Source organism: Pseudomonas sp. SMSB3 (assembly GCF_052041965.1).
In the GTDB taxonomy this organism is placed as follows: Bacteria; Pseudomonadota; Gammaproteobacteria; order Pseudomonadales; family Pseudomonadaceae; genus Aquipseudomonas.
This window is the reverse complement of record NZ_JBKGGV010000003.1, coordinates 349,878-368,110: the sequence shown is the minus strand read 5'-3', so window position 1 is coordinate 368,110 and position 18,233 is coordinate 349,878. Positions and strand designations below refer to the sequence as shown.

The following is an 18,233-nucleotide window of genomic DNA, read 5'->3' as shown; positions in this document are numbered from 1 at the left end:
GAACAGCGAAGAGTGACCCGATCAGCGCTGTACCGCACCGCATGTATCAGGTCTGGGGCTTGAGCTGTTAGATCGCATAAGGCTACCTTGGCCGGCAACTGGAGAACGAACTGCACCTCGTCTTCCAATGCGTTGGCGTGGAAGTAACTGAGGAAGTACTCGCTTTGACGGAACTGGTCAGAAGCGATCTCCTCCAGGCGTTACAGCCCACTGGGCAGGCCTTCCTGACAGGCCTGGTAGAAGGGGTCGAGCAAGTATAGGCCGTCCAGGCAGGAAAGCATGGACGGCGTTCCCCACCGGGAGCCGGCGTCGTACTCCTCCAGCGGCTTGGGCACTCCCTCGCCGGGGTACAAGGCAGCCAGCGCATTGTCGAAGGGCAACCACTGGTGCAGCAGCAGGATCAGCAACCTCCAGAAATGATCTATGCCATGACGCTACACCACAACAATAATCGACACGCTTACAGGAGCATTGATTGGCGTCACAGCTGTTCAAGGAGATGTTGTCTAGGCTGGACAATACGGCAGCGGCCGATATTTCCCACCCAGCTTGGGAGTTGATCATGATGGAGCCCATCGCCGTGGTACAGATCTGGCAATACCTTTTTGGCGGACTAAAGGCGGTATTGCACTGATCATGCTGGCCATATTTGGCCTGTTTTATGTGGCTCGTGCACTATGGCCACCTGTCACAGGCACTACAGTTATTTAATTTTGTTGCTCTGTCCGCTGACGCAACTCTTCGGGCACAACCATGGCGGGTATTCTCACCAGAAGGGTGAAAACTCGTCCAAACCGGACAACAAAGGGAACTACTTCATGCACACCGAATCGTGCCAGCATGACCATGACCATGACCATGACCACTCGCACCCGTATGAGCAACCGGATGGTAGTCAGCGCGATTTGGTATGCGGTATGACGGTGCCACCGGATAGTCGCTACTTCGAGCTATACGAGGGAAGGACATACCGCTTCTGCAGTGAAAAGTGCCTGACGAAATTCCGCGCAGCGCCTGTGCATTATCTTAGCCCTCCCCAGGACCAAGAACACGCGGGCCATCTCCACTCGGCTGCCCCGCAGCCAAGCAACGCGGCGGACGCCGAATACACTTGCCCGATGCATCCCCAAATCCGCCAGCGTGGGCCGGGCAGTTGCCCAATCTGTGGCATGGCCCTAGAGCCGGTAATACCGGAGCTTGAGGAAGACGAGAACCCGGAACTCAAGGACTTCTCCCGCCGCTTCTGGTGGACCTTGCCCCTGACGGTCATCGTGACCGTGTTGGCCATGACTGCCCACCAACTCCAATTGCTGCATGGTGCCACACAGAATTGGGTGGAGTTGATTCTGGCCACTCCCGTGACACTATGGGCTGGCTGGCCGTTTTTCGTGCGTGGGGTCGCATCGATTCGTAATCGCAGCCCGAATATGTGGACCCTGATAGGTTTGGGAACGGCTGCGGCGTACCTATACAGCGTTGCGGCCACAGTGTTCCCGCAGGTTTTCCCGACGACTTTCATGCAGGATGGCCGCATCGGTGTCTACTTCGAAGCGGCTGCAGTCATCATCTCATTAACGTTGCTCGGCCAAATGCTCGAGCTCAAGGCGCGCTCACAAACCTCCGCCGCCATCAAGTCGCTCCTGGGTCTTGCCCCCAAGACGGCCCGTCGCATCGGGGCCGATGGTCAGGAGGAAGATATTCCGCTCACCCACGTGCATACGGGCGACCACCTGCGCGTTCGCCCTGGCGAGAAGGTGCCGGTCGACGGGGTGGTCCTGGAAGGCGAAAGTGCTATCGATGAATCCATGCTGACAGGCGAGCCCGTGCCAGTGATGAAGAAAGCTGGGGATGCACTCATCGGTGCCACGCTGAATACCCACGGCAGCCTTGTGATGGCGGCGCAGAAGGTCGGCGCCGAGACAGTGCTCTCGCAAATCGTGCAGATGGTCGCGCGGGCTCAGCGCTCGAAAGCCCCGATGCAGCGGATGGCGGACACCGTGGCCGGCTATTTCGTCATGGGGGTGATTCTGGTCGCGCTGGTCACGCTCTTCGGCTGGGGGCTTTTCGGACCGGAGCCTGGCTGGGTCTTCGGCCTGATCAATGCGGTCGCGGTCCTGATCATTGCCTGCCCCTGCGCGCTCGGCCTAGCCACTCCCATGTCGATCATGGTCGCTACCGGGAAGGCTGCCAGCAGTGGCGTGCTCTTCCGAGACGCCAGTGCTATCGAGAACCTCTGCAAGATCGACACGCTGATCGTCGACAAGACCGGGACCCTCACCGAGGGCCGGCCAGTGTTTCATAGCGTGGTCGGTACCGGGCAGTTCATGCCACCCGAAGTCTTGCGCCTTGCCGCCAGCCTGGACCAAGGCAGCGAGCATCCGCTGGCACATGCGATTGTCGATCATGCGCGAGCGCATGGACACAGCTTGTCCAAGCCAGAGGCGTTTGAGTCGGGCTCTGGGATCGGTGTACGTGGCCAGGTGAACGGCAAACGGCTGCAGCTTGGCAACACGACCTTGATGGAAGAGGCTGGCCTCGACACCAGTCCGTTGCGAGACCGCGCCGAGCAGCTGCGTCTGGAAGGCATGAGTATCATGTACTTGGCCGTCGATGGCGTGCTCGCTGGCCTGCTAGCGGTGTCCGATCCGGTCAAACCCACCTCCAAGGAGGCGGTAACCCGGCTACAGGCAGAAGATGTGAAGGTCATCATGGCCACCGGCGACGGCCTGACTACGGCACGTGCGGTCGCGAAACAACTCGGCATCGAGGAAGTCCACGGAGAAGTGAAACCCGAGGACAAGGAGCAACTGGTGGCGCTCCTGCAGGGCGATAAGCGCCGGGTTGCCATGGCAGGAGATGGGATCAACGATGCCCCTGCGCTGGCCCGGGCTGATGTCGGGATCGCCATGGGAACTGGCACCGATGTTGCCATGAACAGCTCCCAGTTGACGCTGGTCAAGGGCGACCTGATGGGCATCCTGCGGGCCAGAACACTATCCGTGGCCACGGTGAAGAACATGCGTCAAAACTTGGGCTTCGCATTCTTCTACAACGCTATGGGCATACCGCTGGCGGCAGGTTTGTTCTACCCGCTTACCGGCCATCTATTGTCACCGATGATTGCGGCATTGGCCATGAGCGTAAGTTCGGCTTCCGTGGTATTCAACGCACTGCGGCTGAAGCGCGTAGTCACAGACTGAAATGGGCACACCGCAACCTATGAGAGGAAGTTCCGCCATCAGCGTTTCAACGCCTGATCCATATGACTGACTGTCTAGGGCTTTGGCCTTAGCGGGTATGTCCGCGAGTTCGGCGCCAATCTGGTCCTGATGGAGGACATCGGGCAACTGCGACGTCCGCCATCTTCTGCCAAGATCGTAAGGGACAATTGTGATGCAGCAGGGGCCGCCGCCAGAGGAGTTGGACAAGATTTCAGGGCGAAGATAAATCCTTTGACCGGGCCTTGACCTTGTCATCGTGTCAAGGTTGAAGCTGTAAATGCGGCGAGAAAAGCCGTACCAGCATGAGAGGCCCGCTATGTTCGTTTTGGAAGTTTCCGGTATGGGATGTGGCAGTTGTGTCAACAAGATCACCGAGGCCATCCAGGCTGCCGATGGCGACGCGAAGGTGATCGTTGATCGTGCTGCCGGTACAGTGAGTGTCCAAAGCAACATCGAGGCGGAACGCGTCGGTGCACTGGTCCAGGCGCTTGGTTACCCAACCAAAGTCAGTCGCTAAGTCTCGTTACCGCTCAGATGGCAAGCCGCCGTGCCATGTTTCATGGCGCGGTTTCTTCATATACAGCCTGATGTCGACTGACTCCGGGTCGGGATAGCCAGCAATACTCCCCAAGAAATGGACGGCCTTCGATCACCCAGTGCCGAGTCAAGCTGTGGACGTTGACGCTGATCAAGAAAATGCTTCGCGATTGGTGTTTATCTTGAGTAAATGTATAGGCCAGCCTGGCTCACATACCCCGGCCCCTCGTTGGAGCTCATTCACAATGATGACTGCCAAGCGGTTTAGTTCTATGGCCTTGGGGATATTCCTGCTCATCCCTCTGGGGCTGGTCATGGCAAACCCTACGGGTAACGTCTACACGGCCAATGAACGGTCCGCTTCCATTAGCCAGGTAAATCTTGCGACAGGTGATGTGAGCACGGTCGCCTTGCCGATCGCACCCCACAACCTACAGGTTTCGCCCGACGGCAGCTTGCTTCTGGTTGTTGGAGTGGCTGGACATGCGGGGCATTCGAGCGGTGAAAAGCCCGGTGGGCAGTTGCTGGTGTTCAGTACCAGCGCGCTGGACAGGCCACCGTTCAGCTTCCCGGCAGGCGATCACCCGGCTCATGTGGTCACCGACGTCACCGGGCTGCGAGCTTTTGTGACCGATTCCGCTGCCAACCAGGTGCGAGTATTTGACCTTGAGCAGCGAATCGAGTTGCCCGGTATTCCAACTGGGCGTTATCCCCATGGGCTGCGCTTGAGCCCTGATGGCCGGACACTCTATATCGCGAACATGAAGAGCGACAGCGTATCGCTTATCGATGTCGTCACACTCAAAGAAACCGCGCAGATTCCCGTGGGCAAAGGCCCTGTCCAGGTCGGCTTTGCCCCTGACGGTCGCCTGGCATTCGTCTCGCTCAGTGCGACAAATCAGCTTGGCATCATCGACACGGCCAGACGCAAGGTGATCAGCAAGGTTGATGTCGGCCGCACGCCAATCCAGATGATGGCCACCGTTGACGGTCGCCAGGTCTATGTCGCGAATCAGGGCAGTGGCCAGAATCCGGACGACCGAGTCTCCATCGTAGATCTCCAGACGCGTAGCAGCCTGGGCACCGTGACCACCGGCAAGGGTGCCCATGGTGTGGCCATCAGCAGCGACGGCGCTTATGTGTTTGTCAGCAATATTGAAGCGGGCACCGTATCTGTCATCGATACGAGCAGCCGAAAGGTCGTTGCTACCCATAAGGTTGGCGCCGGGCCAAACGGGATCAGCTTCGAGCCGCCGAGTGCCCAATAATAGCCCGTCGGTGTACAACCCGAGCACGACGCGAAAAATGAGCATTCACGCCGGCGCAGTAATTTGCTTGTCGTGCCAGGTGAGGCCTAGCGCCCAGACCAAGGCATCCGGCTTTAAAACAGTGCTAAGGAGATGATGATGAACAACGTTCGAAATTTACTGATCGGACTTTGTTTGGCCGCAGCGTCCGTGGGCGCCATGGCGCAAAACACCGATGAACACTCGACACATCACCCGGCCGATGCGCCAAGCGCGGCGGCTACCGAGAAGACGCCTTCTCAGCCAATGGACAAAGGGCAAATGGCGGCGATGGACCAGCAAATGAAGGCCATGCAAGCCATGCACGAAAAGATGGCTGCAGCCAAAACGCCGGAAGCCCGTCAGGCGTTGATGGCCGAGCATATGGCGCTGATGAAAAATGGCATGGCCATGATGAAGTCCATGGAGGGTGGCATGCCTGAAATGGGGGGCATGCATGGCGGCATGGGCGGGGATATGGCCGCCCGCCACCAGATGATGGAAAAGCGCATGGACATGATGGAGTCGATGATGCAGATGATGATGGACCGCATGCCATCTGCTGCATCGAAGTAACCCATCTCCTTTCCCAGGAGTCGCTATGAACCCTCACTTCGATGAAAACGGCTCACCACACAGTTTCTGGCGTTCACGCTATGCAATCGGCCTGGTGGTAATCGGTGGGATCGCCGTCTACTTCCTGCTCACCGAGCACCTTGCCCATGTCGTTGGAGCCCTGCCTTATCTGTTGTTGCTCGCCTGTCCGCTGATGCATGTCTTCATGCATCGAGGACATGGGGGACACCATCACCAGGGCCAGAGCAAACCGGCCCCCTCCGATAAGGCTGATATCCATAAGCCGGGAGATCCATCATGAATCATGGTGAAAGCGCGTATGGCCTCTGGTCGCTGGTTTTCATCAACTCCGCGATCTTCATCATGTTTGCCTTCAGTTTCTTCAAGCCGGCAACGGCGAGAGACTGGAGGAGCTTCGGTGCATTCTCGGCCTTCATCGTTGCCCTGTTTGTGGAAATGTATGGCTTCCCCCTGACGATCTATCTGTTGTCAGGCTGGTTGCAGGCCAGGTTCCCCAACCTCGATCTGCTTTCCCACGAATCCGGCCATCTGTGGTCGACGTTGCTCGGTGACCAGGGCAACCCACACTTCAGTGTTTTGCACATTGCCAGTTACCTATTCCTGGGTTTCGGCTTCTATTTGCTTTCTGCCGCCTGGAACGTGCTATATCACGCGCAACGCCGCCGTTCACTTGCAACGGTCGGGCCCTATGGCTGGATCAGACATCCGCAGTACGTGGCATTTGTGCTGATTCTTCTGGGCTTTCTCCTTCAGTGGCCGACGCTGCTGACGCTGGCAATGTTCCCGGTGTTGCTGGTGATGTACGGGCGTTTGGCGGTTTCCGAAGAGCGGGAAATGCACAAGCAGTTTGGCGCTGCCTACGAAGCTTATACCCGCGTTACGCCTAGGTTCGTTCCGCACCTGCGCGAAAGGTTGGGTGGGGGTCATAGAGGCTGAAGCGTAGGACGAAGGAGCTACATGCCAGGAGGGTTTCAGCGGCAGTGTTTCTAGCGGGAATAGGGTATCCAAAGTCTGTTTGCTCGGATAACACTCTGAGTTGTCGCGGGTTTTCTTGTCGACAAGCTCGGTGGAATCCTTGTTGGCGTTCGGATAACTCAGGCAGTTGGATGACTTTGCGATGCCCTGTCCGCTTTCGACCCATATAGATCGTGATGCACGAAGATCTCTGCTCAAACGTCAGCTACTACTCTGATCTGAATGCATCCCGGCTACAGAGCGCAAAGACCAACTAGCGTCCCGAGGCACAGAGCTGAAGGCGGCGCGGTCAGGAATTGCGGCAGCACTTTTTCCAAAGTTTGGCTAAATGACCCTGCCTATCAGCTCTAATAGGCAGGGTTAGAAGTCAATCCGTCACTGCTTGCGAATGCCTACGATCGTCGCTGTGCCCCCATTCATTCGGAAATCGAAGCTGACCTTGTCGCCTACCTTGAGTCCCTTGAGTTGCTGCTCGGTAGCGCTGAAGCCCATGGTCATTGCCGGCCATTTCAGGGCTGATACTGGTCCATGCGCCAAGGTAACTTTACCTGGTTCCAAAGCTTTGATGGTTCCCTCAGCCGATGCAGTCGGAGCCGCCTGGCTGCCTTGGGTCTCGTTGCCTTCCATGGGCATATTCTTCATATCCGTGCCATACATGTCTTGGGCCTGCACCGCCGCCGCAACGGCGAACACCAGGCCAGCGCTGATCAGTAGCTTCTTCATCGGGTTACTCCTGTTTGGGGGTTATCGTGTACAGCGAGTCCGCGGCGCCTGACGAGCCAGTAAGCCGCAGGGATTACAAATAGTGAGAGCAAAGGCGCGGTGAGCATGCCGCCGACCATGGGTACAGCGATCCGGCTCATGACTTCGCTGCCGGTACCGCTACTCCAGAGGATTGGCATCAAGCCTGCGACGATCACTGCTACGGTCATGGCTTTGGGGCGGATGCGCTGCACGGCCCCTTCGCGGATAGCATCCAGAAGCGCAGGTTGCCCCTGCGTACCGTTGCCGTTTCGTTCAGTCCAGGCATTGTTGAGGTAGATCAGCATGATGACTCCAAACTCTGCTGCGACCCCAGCCAAGGCGATAAAACCGACACCCGTGGCCACCGACAGGTTGTAGCCCATCATGTACAGCAGCCATACGCCGCCGGTTAGCGCAAATGGCAAGGTAGCCATGATCAGCAGCGCTTCACCGAGGCGGCCAAACGTGAGGTAGAGAAGGACGAAAATAATGGCCAGCGTCGCCGGTACTACCCATGCTAAGCGCGCATTGGCGCGCTCCAGGTATTCGAACTGCCCGGAATAGCTCAAGCTTATGCCAGGATCGAGCTTCACCTGCTGATCGACTAGCCGGCGCAGGTCGGCAACGACGGAGGACAGGTCCCGTCTCCGCACGTCGATATACACCCAGCCCGAGGGGCGCGCGTTTTCACTCTTGAGCATGGGTGGACCGTCCGCAATACGCACCCGTGCCACGGTTCCCAGTGTGATTCGCCCCCCTTGGCTGGTGTAAATCGGTAGCTGCCGCAGGGCATCAACAGAGTCACGCCACTCCCGTGGGTACCGAACACTGATGGGATATCGCGCCAGGCCTTCTACGGTTTCGCCGATGTTTTCGCCCCCAACGGCGCCGGCAACAATCGCTTGGACATCAGCAATGTTCAGGCCGTAACGCGCTGCGAATTGGCGGTCGATATCCAGATCGATGTAGCGTCCACCGGTTAATCGCTCGGCGAGGGCGGAAGTCACCCCTGGAACCGTTTTGGCCACCTTCTCGATAGCCAGAGTCACCCGGTCGATCTCATTCAAATTGCTGCCGGCAACCTTTACGCCGATCGGGCTTTTGATACCGGTTGCGAGCATGTCGATACGGTTTCGAATCGGTGGGATCCAGATATTGGTTAGCCCAGGTACCTGCACGGTACGGTCCAGCTCTTCGATCAGCTTCTCAGTGGTCATCCCTGCTCGCCACTGATCCTTCGGTTTAAGTCGGACAGTCGTCTCGAACATCTCCAGCGGGGCCGGGTCGGTCGCTGATTCAGCCCGGCCCGCTTTACCGAAGACACTGGCGACCTCCGGTACCGTTCGGATCAGCCGGTCCGTACGTTGCAAAAGCTCAGAGGCTTTCTGCGCCGAAAGACCTGGCAGGGCAGTCGGCATGTACAGCAAATCGCCTTCATCCAGTGGCGGCAAGAATTCGCCGCCGAGCTGGCTCAGGGGCCAGACACTGCTGAGCAAAATCAACAGTGCACCCGCCAACGTGAGCTTTGGCCGGCGTAGAACGATCTCCAATGCTGGGCGATAGAGCCGTATCAGGGTTCGATTGAGTGGGTTGCGCTCTTCTGCCGGTAAACGACCCCGAATCCAGTACCCCATCAGCACGGGTACCAGGGTAACCGAAAGGCCCGCTGCTGCTGCCATTGCATAAGTCTTGGTGAATGCGAGGGGCGCAAACAGCCTTCCCTCCTGAGCCTGCAAGGTGAATACCGGTATGAAGGACAGCGTAATGATCATGAGGCTGAAGAACAGCGCAGGCCCGACCTCGACTGCTGCCTCAGTCATCACTTTCCAATGATCTTCGCCACGCAACGACTTTCCAGGGTGCCACGTATGCCAAGCCTCAACCCGTTTGTGCGCGTTCTCAATCATCACCACAGCGGCGTCCACCATCGCACCGATTGCAATGGCTATGCCCCCAAGCGACATGATGTTGGCGTTGATGCCCTGGTGGCGCATGACGATCAGGGCAATGAGGACACCAACCGGAAGCGAGACGATGGCGACCAACGATGAGCGCAGATGCCAAAGAAATGCAGCGCACACCAGTGCGACCACGATGAACTCTTCAATCAGCTTCTGGCTCAGATTTTCCACAGCACGATCGATCAACTGGCTACGGTCGTAGGTAGTGACCAGCTCGACCCCGGCAGGCAGGCTTTTTTCCAGCGATTCAAGCTTGGATTTGACGTGAGCGATGGCATCTTTCGCATTCTTGCCACTGCGCAGAATTACTACGCCGCCCACCGCTTCGCCCTGTCCATCAAGCTCGCCGATGCCGCGACGTGCCTCAGGGCCCAGCTGTACAGTGGCTACATCGCCCAGTGTTACGGGTATACCCTTCGCAGCCAGGCGCAGGGGAATGGCTCGGAAATCATCGAGTGACTTCAGATAGCCGGAAGCCCTTACCATGAACTCAGCTTCGCCTTGTTCGAGCACGCCGCCACCGGTTTCCTGATTGGCCTTGGCGATGGCGTCCGAAACCTCAACTTGAGTGATTCCCAAGCTGGCCATGCGCAGCGGATCGAGCACTACCTGGTACTGCTTGACCATCCCGCCTATCGTCGCCACTTCGGCAACGTCCGGAAGAGTTTTCAACTCGAAGCGCAGGAACCAGTCCTGAAGGCTGCGCAGCTGTGCCAGGTCATGGGTACCACTGCGGTCCACCAGCGCATACTGGTAGATCCAGCCTACACCAGTGGCATCGGGTCCGAGCACTGGCTTAGCGGACGCCGGTAATCGAGACTGAACCTGGCTTAGGTATTCGAGCACCCTGGACCGCGCCCAATAGAGATCTGTGCCGTCCTCAAACAACACATATACGAAGCTGTCTCCAAATGCTGAAAAGCCCCGCACTGTCTTGGCTCCGGGTACGGAAAGCATTGTGGTGGTCAGGGGATATGTCACCTGATTTTCCACGATCTGCGGTGCCTGCCCTGGGTAGGAGGTGCGGATAATCACCTGCACATCTGACAGGTCAGGCAACGCGTCGATCGGCAAACTGCGCAGAGAGAAAACGCCCCAAGCTACGGCAAACAGTGTTGCCAGCAGGACCAGGACGCGGTTGCCAACCGACCAACGAATCAGGTTCGCGATCATGGCTGGTTCTCCTGCTGGGTTATTTGCTCGATGACCATGCCTTCATCGCGCTCGCGCACTCCAAACCGGATGCGTTCGCCAACCTTGAGTCCGGCAATCAAGCGGGGATCTGCCACAGGGAAAGTCATCGTCATACCAGGCATGCCCAGCGTCACGAACGGTCCATGAGCGATGGTCAGCTGATTACCTTCTATTTGAACGATGCGCCCATTGGCCTGATGTAGAGCCGGCTGTACAGGTTGCGCAAGTGGAGCATCGCCAGCAGTAACGGCCTCGATACCTTTCAAGCTCGCTTCGGAGTCCAGCAGAAACTGCCCGGACGCCACAACGCGCTGGCCCGCCTGAAGGCCTCGCAGCACGACCACCTGGCCAGCACTTTCCTGGCCGAGCACTACTTCCACCGGCCGGAATCGACCTCCGTCTTCTGACACCATTACGAGATCGCGTTTCCCCGTCCGAATGATCGCCTCGGCTGGCACCAGTAGGCTGTCATCCTGTTGCCCGGACGGATGGAGGGAAACCTGCGCGGTCATGCCTGGGCGCAACCGGCCGCCGGGGTTGGGCAGTTCTATACGAAGCCGCAAGGTGCGGCTTTGCAGATCCGCATCAGCCAGCAATGCGGTCAGCTTGCCGGGAACAGGTTCGCCTGGGAACGCTGCCAGATTCGCCTGCACTGCCTGTCCTTCCTGTAGGCCTTGGGCTTGCGCTTCAGGTACTGCGGCCTCAAGCCAGACGTTCGCGATACCATTGATCTTCGCCAACGTTGCACCCGGTGTCATTGTCATGCCTGGCCGCAATTCCAGAGCCTGAAGGACGCCTGCTGTTGGGGCCAAGAGCGTTACCGAATTCTGGACCCTTCCCGTACGGTCAATCCGGTTGATAAGATCGGCAGGCATACCCGCCAGCAGTAGTCGTTGCCGAGCTGCAGCGCGCAATTCATTGTCCCCAGATCGCTGAAGCGCCAGGTACTCTTCCTGCAAGCCCGCCCATTCAGGCGTCAACACATCTGCCAATGGGGCGCCCTTGGCAACCACGTCGCCTGTAGCGCGGCCATAGGTGCGTTCGACGTAGCCACCGGTACGAGCCTGCAGAACGCTAAAATCCCGCTCATCGAAGGTAAGCACGCCGCTCACCTGGAGGGTTCGAGCAAGCTGCCCTTTCGCTACGGTAGCCAGACGGACCCCCAGGTTTTGTTGGAGCCCCTGTGAAACTTGAACTGCGGGGCTCACCTCAGCAGCGGTGCTTTCCTGGTACTTCGGCACCAGTGGCATGTCCATGAAGGGCGACTTGCCCGGTGCTGGAAAGTGCTGCTGGGGGTACATCGGGTCATACCAATACAGCACCTTCTGTAGCGTTTCAGGGGAGGCAGTGGACACCTGCCCACGCTTTGCTAGCTGATAGCCAACGCCACCGCCGATAGCCAACGCGGCCAATACCACAAGGCTGATAGTTGAATTTCTCATGCGCGCACCTCTCCATACGCGAAGTGCAGCCGTGCAGCTGTCGCGGCCAACTGTCCTTGCAGATCGATGTCTTGCAGTCGTGTTTCAACCCGCTGACGTCGAGCGGTGAGAACCTCACTTAAGGGTGATTTACCGGCTCGATAGTCAGCAAGGGCGAGGCGGACTCGATCCTCCGCTAGCGGTAACAATGTTTCACGGCTGCGCTGCACTGCTCGCTGCAATCGCTGGTAATCCGCAAGATCTGTCTCCAGCTGCGCTTTATGCTCACGCAATGCCGCTTCCTGTTCGTCCTCCAGTTGCCGGACTTGTGCGCGACGTGCCGCGATCATCGGGTCCTGCCGTGAGCCAGCGAACAAGGGCAGTTGGAAACTTACCTGCAGGCTCACCATATTGCTGAATTCAGGCCCGCGCCGCTGGTAATCCACCTGCCACCCCCAGTCCGACTTCTTTTCTGCCAAGGCTTGGTGCACTTGAGCTTGTGCTTCCCGCGTAAGGGCGTTGTAGGTCGCCAATTCTGGATGTGCATGTATAGCGTGTAGATAGTCCGGCGCGCTCACTGGCCAGCGCGGAAATGCTTGAGCTTGCGGATCAGCATCCTCTCCAATCCATCGCTTGAGTGCAGCCCGTGCCTGAGCGGCCTGTGTGAGCAGAACATCTTTTTGCTCATCGAGTTGCGCAGCTTCCTGGTCAGGAGCAAGTGCGTCGGCCGTCGCGCCGGTACCGCCGGCCAGGCGTGCGCGGATTGCTGCGGCCAACAGACGGTTTTCTTTGTAGAAGTCCTCAAACTGCTGCAGTTTCCGTTGAACGGTGTACGCCGCGACCCAAGCTTGGGCTGTGGCAGCACGCACTTTTAAGCGCTCGAACACCGCCTCTGCATCGGCTCGCTCAACGCTCGCTCGTGCCGTCTCAACTCGTGCCTCCCGCTTGTCCCGGTTTGGTACTTCCTGGGAGAGGCCGACAACCTGCATCGTCATGAAATCGCGGTTCATGCTCCAACGATCACTGCCGTCAACAGGAAGGTTCTGCACTCCTAGGTTGAGACGTGGATCAGGCAGCTCGCCTGCTGGGATCACAGCGTGTCGAGCGGCCGTCATTTGCTCTTGCCTGGCCTGGAGGATGGGGGCATTGCGTTCGGCAAGTTGAAGCGCTTCCTCCAGAGACAACGGTGTAGCCTGAGCCGGTAACGTCGACAACAGGCTGATCAGAGCGGCCAGACATGCCATCCCTAATCGGTAACGTGGGGGAGTCATGGAAATGATTCCTCAAAAAATCAGCGCGCAAGCGCATGCCATCATCCGGCTGCAAAACAGGACGATGGGGTGAATTTAAGAGGTAATCAGGCGCGGGGTGGCCGCCAAGGGTCAGGAGGCGCCCTGTTTACGAGGCTCACCGCATAGGTATCTACTGGCCTAGGCGCAGAATAGGTGAGCGTGGGGTTAATTATTTCGACCTGAACTGTGCTCGCGGTTCTACACTCCTGGCCCACTTTGCAGGCTTTGGAGTGGTCGGCAGCTGATCCTGGATCAGTATCCTGGCAACAATCGTGATCCATCCCCGCCATCATCTCCATCCCCATGGTTTGCATGGGGCATGGTTCAATGGCTGAGTCGACTCCCGCCATGCCGTTGAGAGGAAGCGATGCGATTAGAAGCAGGATGGTGAACAGTCGTAGGAGCCGGTTCATGATGGCCGAGTATAGGTTACACGCATGAAATGAGCATTAAGCCGTTTGAGGCTTGGAAGTGGATTGTTTGGCGTGCGGCAGAGCGATGTGAAAACTCGTCACGCCGTCAGCGGAGGTACACCAAATTCGCCCACCATGAGCCTCGATGATCGAACGCGTTATGGCCAGACCCAAGCCGGCGTTGCTTGGGCTTCCTTCCCGCCTTGCAGGGTCAGCGCGATAGAACCGGTCGAAGATTTTGTTGATATGTTCCGGATCAATCGTGGCCCCATTGTTCTGGACGGACAGGTTCACTTGATCAGCCGCCTCGACAATCCGGACGGCGATATCGTGGCCTTCGGGGGTATAGCGCAAAGCGTTGGATAGAATGTTGGAAACCGCCCGGTCAATCATTAGCCGGTCACCACGGATCGTACCTTCGCCTTGAAGGGCAAGCCGAATGCTTCGGTCTTCGGCTGCAAGCTGGTAGTACTCAATCAGTCTGGACACTAGCCCGACCAGATCGATATCAACCTGCTCGGGGATGATCAAGCCGTTATCAGCTTTTGCCAGGAACAGCATGTCATCGATCATGCGCGACATGCGCTTGAGGTCTTCAAGATTGGAGTAGAGGTTGTCTTCGTAGGCATCGAGGTCGCGTTTTTTGGTCAGAACGACTTCGGTATGCGTCAGAAGATTACTTACCGGAGTCCGCAGCTCATGTGCGATGTCGGCTGAGAAGTTTGATAGCCGGACGAACGCGTCTTCCAGGCGTGCAAGCATTCCGTTGAAGGAGAGGATCAGCTCCTGCAATTCAAGCGGCACGGGCTCCAATGGAATTCGCTCGCGAAGGGACCGGGCAGACATGGATGTTGCCACCTTGGTGATCTGCCCAACCGGCCGAAGACCGCTCTTGGCCACGATCCACCCCAATCCTGCACTAACCAGAGCGCTGATGACCAAGCCAATGCCGAACCACCATTGCAGCGTCTTGAAAAAGTGGGCATGGCTGGTGACATCCAGCATCAACATGACTGTTACCGGCGCCTGCGCCTGCGCTATAGCCAGTTGAGAGGTAATCCCCCGGAAGTTCCGCGAGTCGATTTGCCAGTCCCAAACGGCGCCAGAAGAGGCCTGCTTAAAGCGCTCAGGGATGCGGGATGCCTTGGAGTCCGAGAACAGGACAGTACCGTCAGCATCAAGAATCTCCGCAGAAAGGTCCTGATGAGCCCCCAACAAAGCACGCAGTTGAGGCTCCTGATCCTCAAGTTCATCACGTGCTGCTGAAAGTGAAAGGATGTGCCGGGTGGATTCGAGTTTCTCGGCCAGGGCTTGCTCATCCAGCATCTGGAAATGGTGCTGACTGAGCATGTAGAAGCTCACGCCGGCAACGACCAATACGGCGATGACCGCGAACATGAACATGAGGGTAAGGCGTTTAACGAGCGACGATTGGGCGCGCATTACTCGGGAACATCCATCAGATAGCCCATGCCACGAACTGTATGTATGAGCTTGGGGGCGAAATCGTCATCAATCTTGGCCCGCAACCTACGAACAGCAACCTCGATCACGTTAGTGTCGCTGTCGAAGTTCATATCCCACACCTGCGATGCGATCAGGGACTTCGGCAGTACCTCGCCGCGTCGGCGCATGAGTAGTTCCAGTAAGGAGAACTCCTTGGCTGTGAGGTCGATCCGCTTGCCATTTCGGGTGGCCCGGCGCTTAAGCAGGTCTACCTCCAGGTCAGCCATCTTCATAGTGGTCTGAGCATAGCCACTGCTGCCTCTTCGCAGCAAAGTGCGCACACGCGCTAGCAGTTCCGAGAATGCAAAGGGTTTGACCAGGTAATCGTCAGCCCCGAGTTCTAACCCTTTCACGCGATCGTCCACGCCATCACGGGCCGTCAAAAACAAGACTGGGACCTCTTTCCCTGCCGCACGTACCATCCGCAGCACCTCCCAGCCGTCTAGCCCCGGCATCATTACATCAAGAATCAGCAGGTCATACGCCTCGCTCAAAGCGTATTGCAGCGCGTCGGTCCCTGTGACCACACGATCGACGGTAAAGCCTGCCTCCGTCAGCCCTTGCTGCAGGTAGGCCCCGATTTTTGGCTCATCTTCGGCTACGAGTAATTTCATCTGCTGCGCCCCCTTGGATGCCCTTCAGTGTGCAGCAAAAAAGGCACCCAACCAGAAGCTGACGGAAAAGTAATGTCGGGCTCAGCTTGCTGACAGTGCCGGGTAGCTAGCTTGAGCACTGTGAACGGCGCCAATCAGGCGAAACTGACCCTTAGAGGAAACGCAAATGAACATGATCAAAGCGATTGTGATGGTAGTCACCTTCGGCATGGCGAGCCTCGCCCTGGCTGAAGGCGGCGCGGATCGCACCTTCGCCAGGATGGAAGCTGCACGTGCATCTTCCATGCAGGCTTACCAGGTTGCTCAGGAGAAAAAAGCAGAGGCTCCTGTTACCGCCCAAAGCCAAAAGCACCCCGGCCACGAGAGCTGCTGAGCTTAGCTTACAGAAATGTAATCACCCCGGAATCTGAACTATGTCAGCTTTCGGGGTATTGCCTCCCGCAATCCTTGTGCTTTGGCGAAAGTCTACGAGGCTTGGGGGAGCTCAATTGAAACCAGATGGCTGCGGATCCCGCAGTCTGGATATCAGCGATCTACCTGATTGGACGCAACGGCATGCAAAGCAAAACCACGAGACGTTCATTCGTCAAAGGCCTGGCTGCTACCGGACTACTGGGTGGGCTGGGCATGTGGCGCGCGCCGGTCTGGGCCGTAACCAGCCCTGGCCAGCCTAACGTACTGACCGGCACCGATTTTGACCTGTACATCGGGGAGCTCCCGGTGAACATTACCGGGGCAGCTCGAACGGCGATGGCCATCAACGGTTCGCTGCCAGGACCAATACTCCGTTGGCGCGAAGGCGACACGGTCACGCTACGGGTTCGCAACCGCTTGAAGCAGGACACGTCCATCCACTGGCACGGCATCATCCTGCCGGCGAATATGGACGGCGTGCCGGGTCTAAGCTTCCATGGCATCGCTCCCGACGGCATGTACGAGTACAAGTTCAAGGTCCACCAGAACGGCACCTACTGGTACCACAGCCATTCGGGCTTCCAGGAGCAGGTCGGTGTTTACGGTGCGCTGGTGATTGATGCCAAGGATCCAGAGCCTTTCACCTACGATCGTGACTATGTCGTCATGCTGAGTGATTGGACCGACGAAGACCCGGCGCGGGTTATGTCCAAGCTCAAAAAACAGTCGGACTATTACAACTTCCACAAGCGCACCGTTGGCGACTTCGTCGACGACGTGAGCGAGAAAGGTTGGTCTGCTGCTGTGGCCGATCGAAAGATGTGGGCCGAGATGAAGATGAGCCCAACCGATCTCGCTGACGTGAGCGGGCACACCTACACCTACCTCATGAACGGCCAGGCGCCAAATGGGAACTGGACGGGAATCTTCAAGCCAGGGGAGAAAATCCGGCTTCGCTTTATCAATGGCTCGGCGATGACCTATTTCGACGTGCGGATCCCCGGCTTGAAAATGACGGTTGTCGCAGCCGACGGTCAGTACGTTAAGCCAGTGTCGATCGATGAATTCCGGATTGCCGTTGCTGAAACCTACGATGTCATTGTCGAGCCTGAAAACGAGCAGGCTTACACCATCTTTGCTCAATCCATGGATCGCACCGGCTATTCAAGGGGTACCTTGGCTGTCCGTGAGGGCCTGCAGGCACCGGTGCCGGCTGTAGATCCAAGGCCTCTCATCTCCATGAGTGATATGGGGATGGACCACGGCAGCATGGGTGGCATGGATCACGGCAGCATGGCCGGTATGGACCACAGCAAGATGGCTGGCATGGACCACGGCAGCATGGCCGGTATGGACCATAGCAAGATGGCTGGCATGGACCACGGCAGCATGGCCGGTATGGACCATAGCAAGATGGCTGGCATGGACCACGGCAGCATGGCCGGTATGGACCATAGCAAGATGGCTGGCATGGACCACGGCAACATGACCGGTATGGACCAAAGCAATATGGCCGCCAGCGGTGCCATGCAGAACCATCCCGCCTCCGAAACAAACAACCCTCTGGTCGATATGCAGACCATGACCCCTACGCCAAAGCTGAGCGATCCGGGGATCGGGCTTCGCGATAACGGGCGTCGGGTTCTCACGTATTCGGATTTGCGTAGCACCTTCATCGACCCTGACGGCCGGGAACCTGGCCGGACAATCGAACTGCACCTTACCGGGCATATGGAAAAGTTCGCTTGGTCCTTCGATGGGATCAAGTTTTCTGACGCAGAGCCGCTGCGGCTCAAGTACGGCGAGCGCCTGCGTATTACCTTGGTCAACGACACCATGATGACTCACCCCATCCATCTGCACGGCATGTGGAGTGACCTGGAGGATGAGGACGGCAATTTCATGGTGCGAAAACACACGATCGATATGCCGCCTGGCTCGAAACGAAGCTATCGCGTAACCGCAGATGCACTCGGGCGCTGGGCCTATCACTGTCACCTCATGTACCACATGGAGATGGGCATGTTCCGAGAAGTCCGCGTGGACGAATGAACTGGA

At 57.7% G+C, this 18,233-nt stretch carries 15 protein-coding genes and 1 pseudogene; 9 read left to right on the top strand and 7 right to left on the bottom strand.

Translation table 11 applies throughout. From position 1 onward, the window contains the following. Window positions 1-92: 92 nt before the first annotated feature. Window positions 93-428, bottom strand: a pseudogene (locus ACLEJW_RS07620) (helix-turn-helix transcriptional regulator); the annotation flags it as partial. Between the two features lie 47 nt (window positions 429-475). Between ACLEJW_RS07620 and ACLEJW_RS07615 the strand changes: the two are divergent. From ACLEJW_RS07615 to ACLEJW_RS07585, 7 genes are all read left to right on the top strand, one after another. Continuing rightward, the gene (locus tag ACLEJW_RS07615) at window positions 476-634 is read left to right on the top strand and encodes a hypothetical protein (protein ID WP_011953098.1); all 159 of its coding nucleotides are present in this window, start codon (window positions 476-478) and stop codon (window positions 632-634) included. Between the two features lie 43 nt (window positions 635-677). After that, window positions 678-3,200, top strand: coding sequence for a heavy metal translocating P-type ATPase (locus ACLEJW_RS07610; RefSeq protein WP_137108948.1), 2,523 nt, complete (start codon window positions 678-680; stop codon window positions 3,198-3,200). A gap of 337 nt (window positions 3,201-3,537) precedes the next feature. After that, window positions 3,538-3,738 carry a heavy-metal-associated domain-containing protein gene (locus ACLEJW_RS07605; RefSeq protein WP_440777305.1) on the top strand — a complete coding sequence of 67 codons (201 nt, stop codon included), beginning with the start codon at window positions 3,538-3,540 and terminating at the stop codon, window positions 3,736-3,738. A 265-nt stretch (window positions 3,739-4,003) separates the two neighbouring features. After that, window positions 4,004-5,026 carry a YVTN family beta-propeller repeat protein gene (locus ACLEJW_RS07600; protein WP_047932759.1) on the top strand — a complete coding sequence of 341 codons (1,023 nt, stop codon included), beginning with the start codon at window positions 4,004-4,006 and terminating at the stop codon, window positions 5,024-5,026. A 138-nt stretch (window positions 5,027-5,164) separates the two neighbouring features. Continuing rightward, window positions 5,165-5,620 (top strand): hypothetical protein, encoded by a 456-nt coding sequence (locus ACLEJW_RS07595; protein WP_011953095.1) that lies wholly within the window; start codon window positions 5,165-5,167, stop codon window positions 5,618-5,620. A gap of 25 nt (window positions 5,621-5,645) precedes the next feature. Continuing rightward, a complete protein-coding gene (locus ACLEJW_RS07590) occupies window positions 5,646-5,921 on the top strand; it encodes a DUF2933 domain-containing protein (RefSeq protein WP_011953094.1) in 276 nt (91 codons plus the stop codon). Next, entirely contained in the window at window positions 5,918-6,577 is a 660-nt protein-coding gene (locus tag ACLEJW_RS07585) for a methyltransferase family protein (RefSeq protein WP_011953093.1), read from the top strand. The genes ACLEJW_RS07590 and ACLEJW_RS07585 overlap by 4 nt, the downstream gene beginning before the upstream one ends. Before the next feature lie 414 nt (window positions 6,578-6,991). Here ACLEJW_RS07585 and ACLEJW_RS07580 read toward each other — a convergent pair whose 3' ends face one another. From ACLEJW_RS07580 to ACLEJW_RS07555, 6 genes are all read right to left on the bottom strand, one after another. Next, window positions 6,992-7,339 (bottom strand): copper-binding protein, encoded by a 348-nt coding sequence (locus ACLEJW_RS07580; protein WP_011953092.1) that lies wholly within the window; start codon window positions 7,337-7,339, stop codon window positions 6,992-6,994. Next, window positions 7,336-10,494, bottom strand: a complete 3,159-nt coding sequence (locus ACLEJW_RS07575) for an efflux RND transporter permease subunit (RefSeq protein WP_011953091.1) — start codon at window positions 10,492-10,494, stop codon at window positions 7,336-7,338. Before ACLEJW_RS07575 ends, ACLEJW_RS07580 begins: the two co-directional genes overlap by 4 nt. Beyond that, complete coding sequence (locus ACLEJW_RS07570) at window positions 10,491-11,957, bottom strand: efflux RND transporter periplasmic adaptor subunit (RefSeq protein WP_011953090.1); 1,467 nt, start codon at window positions 11,955-11,957, stop codon at window positions 10,491-10,493. The genes ACLEJW_RS07575 and ACLEJW_RS07570 overlap by 4 nt, the downstream gene beginning before the upstream one ends. After that, window positions 11,954-13,207, bottom strand: coding sequence for a TolC family protein (locus ACLEJW_RS07565; RefSeq protein WP_011953089.1), 1,254 nt, complete (start codon window positions 13,205-13,207; stop codon window positions 11,954-11,956). The genes ACLEJW_RS07570 and ACLEJW_RS07565 overlap by 4 nt, the downstream gene beginning before the upstream one ends. Before the next feature lie 470 nt (window positions 13,208-13,677). After that, entirely contained in the window at window positions 13,678-15,084 is a 1,407-nt protein-coding gene (locus tag ACLEJW_RS07560; RefSeq protein ID WP_011953087.1) for a heavy metal sensor histidine kinase, read from the bottom strand. After that, a complete protein-coding gene (locus ACLEJW_RS07555) occupies window positions 15,084-15,761 on the bottom strand; it encodes a heavy metal response regulator transcription factor (RefSeq protein WP_011953086.1) in 678 nt (225 codons plus the stop codon). The genes ACLEJW_RS07560 and ACLEJW_RS07555 overlap by 1 nt, the downstream gene beginning before the upstream one ends. A gap of 166 nt (window positions 15,762-15,927) precedes the next feature. On the opposite strand from ACLEJW_RS07555, the gene ACLEJW_RS07550 reads away from it, so the two are divergent. Then, the gene (locus ACLEJW_RS07550) at window positions 15,928-16,134 is read left to right on the top strand and encodes a co-regulatory protein PtrA N-terminal domain-containing protein (RefSeq protein WP_011953085.1); all 207 of its coding nucleotides are present in this window, start codon (window positions 15,928-15,930) and stop codon (window positions 16,132-16,134) included. 182 nt (window positions 16,135-16,316) lie between these two features. Continuing rightward, the gene (locus ACLEJW_RS07545; protein ID WP_023377932.1) at window positions 16,317-18,227 is read left to right on the top strand and encodes a copper resistance system multicopper oxidase; all 1,911 of its coding nucleotides are present in this window, start codon (window positions 16,317-16,319) and stop codon (window positions 18,225-18,227) included. Window positions 18,228-18,233: the final 6 nt, after the last annotated feature.